At 49.0% G+C, this 13,541-nt stretch carries 8 protein-coding genes; 6 read left to right on the forward strand and 2 right to left on the reverse strand.

The annotated features are described in order from the left end of the window. The first annotated feature begins 470 nt into the window (after positions 1 to 470). Positions 471 to 947, forward strand: a complete 477-nt coding sequence (locus ACZMIG_RS05360) for a hypothetical protein (RefSeq protein WP_487889203.1) — start codon at positions 471 to 473, stop codon at positions 945 to 947. A 412-nt stretch (positions 948 to 1,359) separates the two neighbouring features. On the opposite strand, the gene ACZMIG_RS05365 is transcribed toward ACZMIG_RS05360, so the two are convergent. Next, positions 1,360 to 2,673, reverse strand: a complete 1,314-nt coding sequence (locus ACZMIG_RS05365; protein WP_053398970.1) for an MFS transporter — start codon at positions 2,671 to 2,673, stop codon at positions 1,360 to 1,362. A gap of 98 nt (positions 2,674 to 2,771) precedes the next feature. Beyond that, a complete protein-coding gene (locus tag ACZMIG_RS05370) occupies positions 2,772 to 3,794 on the reverse strand; it encodes a LacI family DNA-binding transcriptional regulator (RefSeq protein WP_021854379.1) in 1,023 nt (340 codons plus the stop codon). A 259-nt stretch (positions 3,795 to 4,053) separates the two neighbouring features. On the opposite strand from ACZMIG_RS05370, the gene ACZMIG_RS05375 reads away from it, so the two are divergent. The 5 genes from ACZMIG_RS05375 to ACZMIG_RS05395 all read left to right on the forward strand — a co-directional run bounded on the left by ACZMIG_RS05375 (position 4,054) and on the right by ACZMIG_RS05395 (position 12,191). Further along, positions 4,054 to 7,068: a SusC/RagA family TonB-linked outer membrane protein gene (locus ACZMIG_RS05375; protein ID WP_487889204.1), complete on the forward strand. Its 3,015-nt coding sequence runs from the start codon at positions 4,054 to 4,056 to the stop codon at positions 7,066 to 7,068. Positions 7,069 to 7,111: 43 nt separating this feature from the next. After that, on the forward strand, positions 7,112 to 8,782 hold the full coding sequence (gene susD, locus ACZMIG_RS05380) for a starch-binding outer membrane lipoprotein SusD (protein WP_021854381.1): 1,671 nt from the start codon (positions 7,112 to 7,114) through the stop codon (positions 8,780 to 8,782). A 46-nt stretch (positions 8,783 to 8,828) separates the two neighbouring features. Next, complete coding sequence (locus ACZMIG_RS05385; protein ID WP_487889205.1) at positions 8,829 to 10,004, forward strand: SusF/SusE family carbohydrate-binding protein; 1,176 nt, start codon at positions 8,829 to 8,831, stop codon at positions 10,002 to 10,004. Positions 10,005 to 10,038: 34 nt separating this feature from the next. Beyond that, positions 10,039 to 11,490, forward strand: a complete 1,452-nt coding sequence (locus ACZMIG_RS05390) for an Outer membrane protein SusF domain-containing protein (RefSeq protein WP_487889206.1) — start codon at positions 10,039 to 10,041, stop codon at positions 11,488 to 11,490. A 224-nt stretch (positions 11,491 to 11,714) separates the two neighbouring features. Beyond that, a complete protein-coding gene (locus tag ACZMIG_RS05395) occupies positions 11,715 to 12,191 on the forward strand; it encodes a hypothetical protein (protein WP_147630868.1) in 477 nt (158 codons plus the stop codon). The last annotated feature ends 1,350 nt before the right edge of the window (positions 12,192 to 13,541 follow it).

The raw sequence follows: 13,541 nt of genomic DNA on the forward strand, positions 1-13,541 counted from the left end.
GTTGCTGTGATTATATATACTATTCGCACCTCTAAAAGCACTATTTTAGCTTCTAAAAGGCATTGAGTTGTGATGTAAAACGTACTTTTTTACGCTCTGAAACGTGGCTTTTTGCATGATTTCAGGCGCAAATCCGGGTTTTAGACGATTTGTATTTACGGCTTGGTTATTGTAAACCGCTGATATACAGATTCTTATGTGTAAATGGCGTTTATGCCCACTTTTTCGTATCCTGAGCCGATGTTTACTCCAGAATGAAAAAGTAGGCATAAAAGTGTTAATATAAAAGATGTGGTTTAACTAAAATTTACGTTTTGAAAGCAGCTGATCGTCATTGCCCTTTATATCCCATGATGCATATACGGGATATGTTAAGTTTTCTCATTTAACTATGTTTTAATATTAAGTGGTTGCGTATATTGCTGAAAATAACTATTTTTGCCACCGACAAAACCTTAAAATGCAGTTCTATGAAAAATAATAATGCCGACGAAGAAACGCGTGGGCGCAATGGTAAACGCCGCAAGCCGTGGTATGGAGAAACTGGCGAAACCATTGCGATTATAGCCGTTGTTGTGGTCTTGGTGTCTGTCTTTGCGCTCGACCGATGTGGCGACAGTGTGCATCAGCAGCAGCCGTCGTCGATAATCATGCGCGACACCGGGCAGCTGCGCCATAATGCAGCAGCAGACAAGCCTGCCGTAAGTACAAGACAATTGCCCCGTACAGAGGAGACGCCGCAGGAAACTGCACGCCGCGAAGGAATGGAGGCCGGATATAACGACGGCATGGAAGACGGCGAAGTGGGCGAGAAATACGAAACTCACTACAGCGAAAACGCTTCAGACTACTCAGGCAAGTTTCAGGAATGTTATGAAGATGGCTATGAGGAAGGTTACGACGAGGGTTACAGCGAGGGCAGGCAGATGCACGATGATGCCCTTTGATGTGCCGTAGCCCTGCAACATCTTTATTCTTTTATCTGTTACAGCCCTGCCGCGCCGGCTTTGTCGGCATGGCAGCATGCAGGCTGTCGTGTCTGCGTGCTGCATAGCCGTGAGAGCATTCCTGCCGGATACAGATGACAGACTTTAGTTTAACCTCGGGATGTAACATAAAATTTGCCGGAGCAGGTCTGCTTGCTACATGCTTTTTATGCAGTGTAACAGCAGATCGGCTCCGGCAAAATCTTGAATAATCACTCTTGAAAAGTGATTTTGTTTGCGATTAGTGCAAAATCGCGAAATGCTTTGTTTATGCCTGCGAATAATGCTGTTTACGATTTATGTATGCCCCATGTGCAGTATTCGCAGGCTGATTATTTGGCTCATGCAGGCGCCGTGGCGCAGCATGTCCTTGTTATTCGCTTTCGCCTATAGTCTCCTTAATTATTCCAACACATGCCGCACCGATGATGAGGAACACACCGGCCACAATCATCATGTGGCTCTGTGCGCTGCCTACAAGCGTGAGGACCACGCCGCCGAGTGCTGCCGCTATGATCTGCGGGATGCATATCGTGCCGTTGAACAGACCGAGGTAGGCACCCATGTGGCTGCCGTTGAGGGCGTTGGTGACGATGGTGAACGGCATGGCCAGCATTGCAGCCCAGGCACATCCTATCAGAAGATAAGGAATAAAGAGAACATACTGGTCGCTGATGTAAGGAATCATCAGGAAGCCTATGCCGCCTAGCACGAGGCTGAGGGCGTAGGCCATCTTGCGGTTAGAGAAGCGCGGCAGAGCCATAGCCCACACCACACTGCCTATTGCCTGCACCGCAAACAGAATGCCGACCCAGTTGCCGGCCTCCTGAAATCCTGCCGACGTAGGGTCGGTGGTCTGCCAGCATGTTTCGGCTATGGCACCGTTGGTGTAGTTCCACATATACAGGAATGCAGCCCAGCTGAAGAACTGCACCAGACCTACGGTCCAGAAAGCCTTCGGCGCGTTGCGCAGCAGTTTCACGACGTTCACCTTCTCTTCGTTAAGCGGCTTGTCTAGTCCGTGATATTCTGCATACTCCTTCGGCGGCATCTCCTTCACCTTTGCCGATGTGTAGATGACGCACAGGATGAGGATGGCGGCTCCGATGTAGAACGAATAGATTACCGAGTCTGGCACTACGCCCTTTGCAGCCACGTTGCTTATGCCGAGGAACGTGAACAGGAACGGGAACACATAGCCCACCAGCGAGCCGGCGTTGCACAGAAAGCTCTGTATAGAGTAGGCCAGGGCTTTCTGCTTCTCGTTCACCATGTCGCCCACGAGCATCTTGAACGGCTGCATGGCCATGTTGATGCTCGTGTCGAGAAACATCAGCGATATAAGACCGAACACCATGGCCGTGCTGACAGCCATGCCGAGAGAGCCGGCGTTGGGCAGCAGGCACATGACGAGTACGGCCACCAGTGCGCCGACAAACAGATAAGGTATGCGCCGTCCGAAGCGGCACCACGTCTTGTCGCTCAGCGTGCCCACTATAGGCTGCACGATGATGCCCATAAGCGGAGGCAATATCCAAAAGTAGCTAAGATTGTGAGGGTCGGCCCCCAGTGTTGCGAAAATTCGGCTGATGTTGGCGCTCTGCAGTGCGTAGGCAATCTGCACGCCGAAGAAGCCGAAGCTCAGATTCCAGAGCGTTGCGAAACTCAGGTCGGGTTTCTTCTTCAAGTTAGAACTCATAGTTTAAGGCGTTTATTTTTATTTATGTTATTATATGCTTGCTGTTGCCGCGGCTAATGTGCCGCAGTCGTCAGTGTATTCAGCTGTTATTTTGTCGACCCGCGCACCACGAGTCTTGTTCTTACCACTCTTTTCTCAATCTTGTCGAGCGGTATTCTGCCCTCGGCCTTGCCTATCAGAATAGATGCAGCCTGTCTGCCCACCTCCTTTCCGTTCTGTTCGACCGTGGTGAGCATAGGGTCGCAGGCAATGGCACGCTGTCCGTTGGTGAATCCGCACACCGAGATGTCCTCAGGGATGCGCAGCCCCATGTGCTTTGCCGTGTACATTATGCCGATGGCCGTGTCGTCGTTGACGGCGAAGAAGGCGTCGGGCCTGTCCTCCATGTTGAGCACCTCGGGCGTAATCCTTTCGGCATGTTCTCGGTTGTCGCAGAATCTTTTCACGCAGCTGTCGGGGTCTATGCCGTGCTTGCGCAGCGCGTCGTGCCATCCGTTGTATCTGTTCTTCGATATCTCGAGGTTCATGCTCGAGCCGTAGTAGGCAATATGCCTGCATCCGGTCTTGATGAGATATTCCACGGCCGAGAACGCTCCCATGTAGTCGTCCACCACCACGCGGCACGTGTTCATGCCCGTGCAGATGCGGTCGAAGAACACAAGCGGCACGTTCTTGTTTATCAGGTCGGTAAAGTGATCGTACTTTGATGTGTTGATAGCCTGCGACACAAGTATGCCGCACACCTTGTTTTCATAGAACGAGCGGCACACTTCCACCTCTCTGTCATACTGTTCAAGGCTCTGCGCCACAAGTATGCGGTAGCCGTATTTGTCGGCCTCCTCTTCGATACCGCTCAAAACTGACGAGAAATAGAAGTGGGTGAACTGCGGTACAATCACTCCAATGACTTTTATAACCCGTCTGTTGCGCAGCGACTCGGCGATTATGTTGGGGCTGAAGTTGTGTTCCTCGGCATATCGTCTTATCTCGTCGCGCCTTTTTGCGCTGATTCTCGGGCTGTCTTTCAGTGCCCTCGAAACCGTTGCCACAGAAACCTTAAGTTCTCTGGCAATGTCTTTCATCGTTATGGGTGTGTTCTTTTCTGGCATCGGATTTTATTTTACAAAGCAAAAGTAGTCAAAACACAATTATCTTGTCTTTCACATTATTATTATTATATCGTTTTATTTGTGTAAACGTTTGCACAGAGCAAAACGTATTTTTTAGCTAAAAAAAGATAATTTTATCATATCTAAACGTATTTTTGCAGCTAGAAAAAATGACCTTAAAGCTCTATTTTTTGAACTACTGCAAATATAAACAATTTAATTAATAAATCATTAATGTTAACTTTAAAACCACAAGAAGATGAAGCAGGTAAAAATGAAAACCTCTATTAGGATTCTGGCCATCTTGTTTGGTCTGTTCCTATCAGTGGGAGCATTTGCCCAAAGTACTATTACCGGGCAAGTTACAGATGCTTCCGGAGAGCCGATCATCGGAGCTACTGTCCGTGTTGCAGGTCAGGGCGGCGGTGTGATAACTGATATTGACGGAAACTTCAGTATCAAGGCTGAGCCGGGCAGCATGCTGTCGGTTTCATACATCGGATACAAGACGGTGGAGACGGCAGCATCGCAGAATATGAAGATAGCCCTTCAGGACGACTCGCAGTTGCTTGAGGACGTTGTCGTTATCGGTTACGGAACTGTCAAGAAGGGCGACCTCACCGGTTCTGTTTCTGCTATGAAGCCTGATGATATGAGTAAAGGTATCACCAACAACGCTGCCGACATGCTTGTCGGTAAGGTTGCCGGTGTGGATGTTATCACCAGCGGCGGTGCCCCGGGTTCAGGATCTCAGATCCGCATCCGCGGAGGTTCGTCTCTTAATGCAAGCAACGACCCGCTGCTCGTTATCGACGGTCTTACCATCGACAACAACACCGCTACAGGTATGAGCAACGTGCTGGCTATGATCAACCCTAATGATATCGAGACTTTCAACATCCTTAAGGATGCTTCAGCTACAGCCATCTACGGTTCGCGCGCGTCTAACGGTGTCATCATCATCACCACAAAGAAAGGAAAGAAGGGCTCTGGTCCTAAATTCTCTTACAACGGCGACGTAACCGTTTCAACAACTCAGAAACGCTATGAAGTGCTCAACGGCGACGAATACCGCGCACTCGTAGGCAAGGTTATCGGCGAGAGCGGCGTTGCCATGCTCGGCAATGCAAACACCGACTGGCAGGACGAGATATTCCGCACTGCAGTCAGCACATCTCACAACTTGTCAATGACCGGCGGACTCAAGAACATGCCTTACCGCGTGTCTATCGGCTATCAGAGCGACCAGGGTATCATCAAGAACTCTTTCATGAACCGTTTCAACGCTTCTGTTAACCTTGCGCCGTCATTCCTTGACGATCACCTTAACTTTAACATCACTGCCAAGTACATGGCCGAGAAAGACCGCTATGTTGACAGCGGCGCAGCCATCGGCGGTGCGCTTTCAATGGACCCGACACGCCCTGTAATGGACGACAGCGAGCCTTACAAGTGGCTGGGCGGCTACTGGCAGAACATCGTTTCGGCAAACTTCAGCGATCCTTCTTGGGCTTACACCAAGAATCCTAACGCTCCTCAGAACCCTGTTGCATATCTTGAGCAGAACGAGTGCTATGCTCATTCTAACGACTTCACTGCAAACGTTGAGGTTGACTACAAGATTCACGGATTTGAGGACCTGCGCCTGCATGCAAGCTATGGTGGACAATATACTGCAAGCCGTCAGAGCGACATAAACTCTCCTTACGGTTACAGCAACAACTATTATGGCTGGGACGGCCGTACTTACTATTGGAAATACAGCATCACGGCTAATGCCTATGCACAGTATACACACACCTTCGGCGCTCACTACATCGACGTGATGGCCGGTGCCGAGGAGTCACACTATCACCGCAGCGGATACAACATCGGACAGGGTACAGACCCGTATACAGGCGAGGCCAACAACCCGGCTCTGAGAAATGAGACAGAGTGGGCCACACACAACTCTCTTGTGTCTTACTTCGGACGTCTCAACTATACATTGCTCGACCGCTATATGCTTACAGCCACAATCCGTGCCGACGGTTCTTCACGTTTTGCCGACGGACACAAGTGGGGCTACTTCCCTTCTGTAGCTCTTGCATGGAAGATCAATGACGAGAAGTTCATGAAGAACATCAAATGGTGGAACGAGTTCAAGCTCCGTCTCGGATGGGGTCAGACAGGTCAGCAGGACATCGGTTACGACTTCCTCTACACTCCGCTCTATGTAAACAGCAACTCTTATGCTCAGTATCCTTTCGGCGACACATACTATTACACAATGCGTCCGAACAAATACAACCCCGACCTGACATGGGAGACAACAACAACATGGAACGCAGGTCTTGACTTTGCATTCCTGAACAACCGCATCACTGCAAACATCGATGCTTACTATCGTGAGACAACAGACCTTATCCAGGAGGTTACTCTTTCTACACTTATGAACTTCGGTCAGCGTATGGCACAGAACATCGGTTCACTTGAGAACTACGGTGTTGAATTCACAGTAGGAGCCAAGCCTATCGTTACTAAGGACTTTGTATGGGACGTTCAGTATAACGTTGCATGGAACCACAACGAGATTACAGAGCTTATCGGCGGTGACGAAGACTATTATGTTGAGTCTGGTTCAACCATCTCACGCGGTAACAGCACTCACGTTCAGGCACACACAGTAGGTCAGCCGGCCAACTCATTCTGGGTTTACCAGCAGGTTTACGACGAGAACGGCAAACCGCTCGAAGGCGTATATGTTGACCGCGACGGCAACGGCATCATCAACAACGACGACCGTTACTTCTACAAGAGCCCGGCAGCTGACGTGTTCATGGGTCTTACAATGAAGTTCACATACAAGAACTGGGACCTGAGCACAGCATTCCGCGCATCTCTCGGCAACTATGTTTACTATGACTTCCTGTCTAACAGGGCAGCCGTAAGCGCATCAGGACTCTACTCTAACAGCGCATTCACAAACACTACACAGGCAGCCGTTGACCTCGGCTTCAGCGGAACAAACGGTACTGAGTATTATCTCAGCGACTATTTCGTACGCAACGCATCATACCTGAAGTGTACCAACATCACGCTTGGCTATTCGTTCCCGGCTCTGCTCAAGTATGCAGGACAGGATTACTTCTCAGGACGTATTTTCGCAACTGTGCAGAATCCGTTCATCATTACAAAATATAAGGGACTCGACCCTGAAGTTGCAGGCGGTATCGACAGAAATCCTTACCCACGTCCATTCAGCGTTCAGATCGGTCTTAACCTTAATTTCTAATGGTTGTGCATTTATATAAAAGTAATAAATAAAGGACATAACAATGAAAAAGATATTTTTTAGAACATTGGCAGTCGCTGTGCTTGCAGCCGGATTGACCGGTTGTGCCAACGACCTTAACATAAGCTCAATCGACCCGCAGACCAAGCCGTCTGCTGATCCTACGGCTTTGCTGGCTAAATGCTATGCCACTCTCGGACTTACAGGTCAGAAAGGTGTAGCCGGCAATGGCGACTTGAGCGACGACGAGGGTGAGTCGGGTTTCTACCGTACAACGTTCAACTGCATGGAGCTTCCCTCTGACGAGTGTGTATGGGCTTGGCAGACAGATACTGACATTCCGCAGCTTACCAACATTGCATGGAACTCAAGCAGTATCCGTACTCAGTGGGTTTACACACGCCTTACTTACGACATCACTCTGTTCAACAGCTACCTGAGCCAGGTGCCCGACGACGAGGCCAACAAGCTCAACCGTGCCGAGGTACGCTTCCTGCGTGCTCTCCATTATTGGTACATGCTCGACCTGTTCGGCAAGTCACCTTTCAAGCTCGACTTCAACATCAGCGACCTTCCTGTTGAGAAGAGCGGCAAGGACCTTTACACATGGATCGACCAGGAGCTGACAGAGATTGAACCGCAGATGGCCGAGGTTGGTGCTTACTGCAACTCTGAGAACTTTGGCCGTGCCGACCGCGGTGCTGCCTATATGCTGCATGCACGTCTGGCCCTCAACTCTGAGATCTACACCAAGGGCGAGATTAAGGATTATGACAAGGCTATCAGCTATTGCGACCTGCTTATTGGCAGCGGAGCCTACGAACTTTCAAAGACAGCCAAGAACGGCTATTCTGGATATGCACAGCTGTTCATGGCCGACAACGACGAGAACCCGCAGGCTATGAAGGAGATTATCCTGCCTATCCGTCAGGACGGACAGAAGACCCGCAGCTACAGCGGCTCATTCATGCTCGTCAGCGCGACACGTATTGCCGGAATGCCCGACATGGGAACAACCAATGGCTGGAGCTGTATCTTCGCACGTGCAGCAATGGTAAAGAAGTTCTTCCCCACACTGTCTGACTGCCCGATTTCTACAGAGCCGGCTCCTGCCGGAGCTACAGAGGCCGAAATCAAGGCTCTCGACCAGCAGGACGGTTCGTCAACAGCTCAGATCGTGGCTAAGGCCGGCGACGACCGAGCTTTGTTCTACGGCGGCCGTGGCGGTGGTGTACGCAAGCTGCAGACAGATGCTATATCAAGCTTCAATGACGGACTTTCTATCGTTAAGTGGAACAACTTCCGTACAGACGGTCAGCCCACACACGACACCGAATATCCCGACATAGACATTCCGCTGTTCCGTTATGCAGAGGTTTATCTTACACGTGCAGAGGCTTATTATCGCAAGGGCCAGCCCGAGAAGGCTGTTTCTGACATCAACGAGCTGCGCAAGCGTGCCAACGCAAAGCAGATAAGCTCTATCACATCTGACATGGATATCCTCGACGAGTGGTGCCGCGAGTTCTATCTCGAAGGCCGTCGCCGCAGCGACCTCGTACGCTTTGGCTGCTTCACGACAGGCAAATATCTATGGGACTGGAAGGGCGGAGCCGCTAACGGAACAACCGTTGACTCTCACTATAATGTTTATCCTATACCGGCAACCGACGTGCTCAACAACAGCAACCTTACACAGAACCCCGGTTATTGATAACATGGCAATCAGTTTGCAATAAAGTTTTAAAATGAAAATGATTATGAAAAATATAATAAAGAAACTGTTCGTTCCGGCACTGGTGTTGGGCGTGCTGCCTTTCATGGCTTCATGTGAGACCGACGACGAGAGCAACCCTATATTAAATCAGCCCGAATCGTTTGTGCTTAACGTGCCGGCTCATGCCAACGACAATGTATACGACTTGGCTAACTCTACATATGTCAACCTTACGACATCGCAGCCCGACTATGGCTTCCCTGTTGTAACCACCTATCAGGTGCAGGTTTCTATCGACCCAGACTTCGCTTCTGGCGATGCTGCCAAAGTGGAGGCTGCCACTTACACAACTCTTGAGACCACATACAACCAGGCTAACATGAACGTAAATGCTACCGAAATGAACAATGCCATTGTAAGAATGTATCAGGAGAAGAACAACGGTGCCGACCCATCCGGCATAGTTATGCCTGTTTACGTGCGTCTGCGTGCCCACATCGCCAACAGCGACAAGGGCTGGTGCAACTCTAACGTAATCACTCTGCCAAAGGTTGTTGTATCTTATGTTGCAACAATGCCTAAGACTGTATATATCGCAGGTTCTTCTATCCGCAACGGTTCTGAGGCTAAGCCTCTTGCTGCTGTCTACGGATTCGAGGGCCAGTTCTACGGCATGGCTTATCTTGCTGCAGGCTCAACATTCATGTGGGGCGACACAGACACACCGGACAAGGGCTATGCATTGACCAACTCGTTTGACGACCAGGCCGGCGCAGGCTTGTCTCAGGGTGCTGACGGCGGCATACAGGTGGCCAACGGCGGATGGTATGTTCTGTTTATGAACGTTTCGGTTGAGAACAACCAGATTAAGTCTGCCCTCACTGTTTATCCGGGCGAGGCTTATGTCCTCGGTACTGTTATGTCTCAGGTTACATGGGGACATGACGCTGCAACTCAGCTTACAGCTCCTGCCGATGCTTCTGCTCAGTGGGTATCTCCTGCCTTCCTTGCCGGCGGCGAGCTCCGCGCAAGCATCAAGGTGCCGGGTCTCGACTGGTGGCGCACAGAGTTCACTCTCTATAAGGGCGACCTCTACTGGCGCGACTGCGACATCCCTGACAACTGGGCTCAGAACGTGGGCAGCGACTATTCTGTTACCTGCGAGAAGGGTCAGAAACTCTATGTAGACTTCGACTACGACAGAGGAGAAGTAAAATAACCAATAATCTAAACCATTTAACAGAAATATCATTATGAAAAAGATATTATTTTTGGGCGGTCTGTTGCTTTCAGCCATGACGTTCGTTTCATGTAACGGCGATTATGACGACTGGGCCGACCCGCAGAGCAATCCGCAGGAAGAAGCAGTTACGTTGCCGGGCTATACGGCAACGGCTGCCGACCCTATCGACCTGGCTAACCCCGGCACAAGCGTCAAGGCGTTCACGCTTTCGGCTGCAACCCTGCCTGAGGGTGCCACGATAGAGCATACACGTGTAGAACTGTTGCCGGCTGACGGCTCTTCTGCAACAAAGAAAACGCTTGAGGCAACCGCCGACGGCATGCTCGACAGCACTGCGCTTCAGGACGCCGTGGTTGAGTTCTACGGACGTCGTCCGGCAGCCCGCGTGTTCGACGCTCAGGTTTATTCTGATATCGTCATCGGCGGCCAGTCGTTCCTGGTTGATGCCGGCAAGATTCAGATTTCAGTTACGCCTAAGGCTCCTTACATTGCCGACGCTTATTATCTTGTTGGCGACATGTGCGGATGGGCTGCTGATGCAGCTATCAAGTTCTCACATTCAGGTGCCGATGTATATGAGGATCCTGTGTTCTCTGTAGTGTTCACAACACCTAAGGCCGACTGCTACTGGAAGATAGTTCCGCAGGGCAACATCGACTCTGGCGACTTGTGGCATGAGGGAACAGACGGTGTTGTGGGTGTTGCCATTGACGGCGACCCGAGTCTCACAGGCTCGCTCGTAACCACAGCTCCAAAGGCCGGTAAGATAGAGAAACAGGGCTTCTATAAGCTCACCGTCAATATGATGGACTATACTTACACCATCGAAGAGATGGCCGGCGAGTATTACATGGTGGGCGACCTGCAGGGATGGAACAACGACCCGGCTACAGGCATGACATGTCTGTTCTATCCGCAGACAAGCACCGTGATGAGCTACACTACAAAATGGAAGGGTGCTTACGACCTGAAGTTCTGGGCAGATGCCGACTTCGGCAACTGGGACAAGGCTTACGGATGTGCAGTTGACGGCGACAACTCTCCTGCCGGCAACATCGTAAACTCTGGCGCACAGTCTATCTCTGCTCCTTCTGCCGAGTATTACACCTTCACCATCGACATGACAACCATGAAGTATACATGGACTAAGCTCAGCGACCAGGCTCCGAAGGAATACACCTCAATCTCGCTCATCGGCGACTTCAACAGCTGGAACGGCGACGTAGACCTCACTCAGGTTACTCCCCACAACTGGTATGCCAAGGTCAGCATCCCGTCTGACGGCGGACTCAAGTTCCGTGCAGGACACGACTGGGCTGACAGCTGGGGCAACGGTGCCAACATTGCCGACAACTATTATGGCAAAGCCGACTATAACGGTGGCAACATGACAGTTCCGGCTGGTACCTACAGCGTCTACTTCAACGACATTACTACTGAATTTGTATTCTTAGCAGAATAATATCAGATTTTGTGTTATGCGCCATGCACCCTTGTTTAAATACAAAGTGCGTGGCGCATTTGATTTTTTGCGGCACATTTTTCATGGCCGCATCACTCTCTCGCCGGCGTCAGTATCTTTAAAGACCCATGCTGCGGCCGGCGTCTTTCGCCTCAGGTCAGCGCTCAAGGCGGTGCATCGAGGTTACAGCCAACAAGAGTTTTTCAACTAAAAAGCCTTAATCTATGAAGCTAAATCTAATTTGTTCATGTCTTGCCGCTATGTGTGCGGCGTTCGTTGTTTCGTCATGCAGCAGCGACGACGAAGGAACGACAACGGTAAACGTCCGTAATGTCTACACTACTGGATGTAAGACTGAAGGACAGCCCTCACAGGCCGGCTCCGCAACAACACGCAGTCCGTTTGATACAGAGTATGTAGAGTATAAGAGCAAGAGCGACGGTTATGTCTACATCAACCATGCTAACGTGTCTTACAACTGCTGTTCGGAGAAAATAGACGTTACGCTGACCGTTACAGGCAACCGCATAAGCGTTGTTGAAAAGGAGACCGACACAAGCTGCAACTGCATCTGTCCCTTCGACGTCTCTTATGAGGTCGGGCCATTGAAGGCCGGCAAGTATATTCTCGTGATAAACAGCCACAACACGCTCCACGAAATCAACTTCACGTATCCGTCAGACGGCAGGGTTGAACTTTAGAATCTTCTTATTTAAAGATTTAAAACAAATATCTTGTGGATTTTGTCATTGTTATGAATCCACAAGATATTTTTTGTTGTATATGCTATACATGTGTAAGTGAAAAACGAAAAGTGAAGAGTGAAAAATCCAAATGCTTTGTGGTGATGCAAAATTTTGTATGGAATTGTCGTAGAGAATCAGCAAGGCTATTGTTCTGTCGGATATGCTATTCGACAGCATAAAGTATCAGAATCTGTGATCCGAAAAACATACCTATAAATTAGCAATAGGAAGCAAGCGGATTGAAAAATCCTTATACTCAATTCCGGCAGATTACAAATCAGCCGGCACAATAGTCTTGTTGGTATATGTCCGGCGTCACTGGAAAATCTCTTAAATTGAAATGCTTTATGGTGATGGAAAATTCTATTTTTGTTTTGAAGCAACAAGACTATTGTTCTGTCGGATATGCTATCCGACAGCAAAAAATATAAGGATCTTTGATCCGAGACTCATACCTATTAATAAAAAATAGGAAGTAATCGGATAAAAAAATCCTTATATTCAGTTCCGGCAGATTAATTTTATTGATTGCCGGCTACGCTCGGCATAATCAAATGAGATTTGCTTCTGCTCTCGCTTGCACGACAATTACAAATCAGCCGGCACAATAGCCTTGTTGGTATATGTCGTTTGTTTTTAAGTTACAAGGCATTTGACTTTAACTCCTAAAAAAATATCTCCTAAATTGAACGTTTAACGCCTCCAGAATCGCCATGCTCGTCACGGTTTCGTGGTTTGGCGTGAAAAATGGCAGATTTTGCACATTTTTGTTAAGACGTTGATTTATAGTGCTTTATACGTTTTACAGAACTAAAACGTAATGGTTAAAAAATGTTACTCGGCCACTTTTCACTCAAAACCGATAGGTTTACCGTTCGGATGTTGCCCTTTTACATCACAAAAACAGCCGTTTTAGCTCTGAAAATTTATGCTTTTGCGCCATTTTTGCATGAGAAAAGCAAACAGATGTTAAATATTTTGCTGCTGCAATGCATACTCTTTAACATCCGTTATATGTTGATTTTCCAGATTGAAAAAATATTTTGTCCTGACTTTTTACTTTTTCATGCTAACATCCTGACTACGGTTTAACGCCTTTATGTTTTTATGTATAAGATACCCGGAATTTGTTTTATATTGCAAAAATGAAATGGTTCGGCATGAAAAATTCTAGGCCGGCGAATGGGGTAGGAGGGAGACGAGGTGGTTTTTGTGGGGGGTGAGTATATTATAATAAACAGAATGTCTTGTTTAGGGCATCTTGTTATCAGGCAAAGCGAAAGGCTGAATCCTAATGCGATTTAG

The sequence above is a fragment of the Xylanibacter sp. genome (assembly GCF_057607445.1).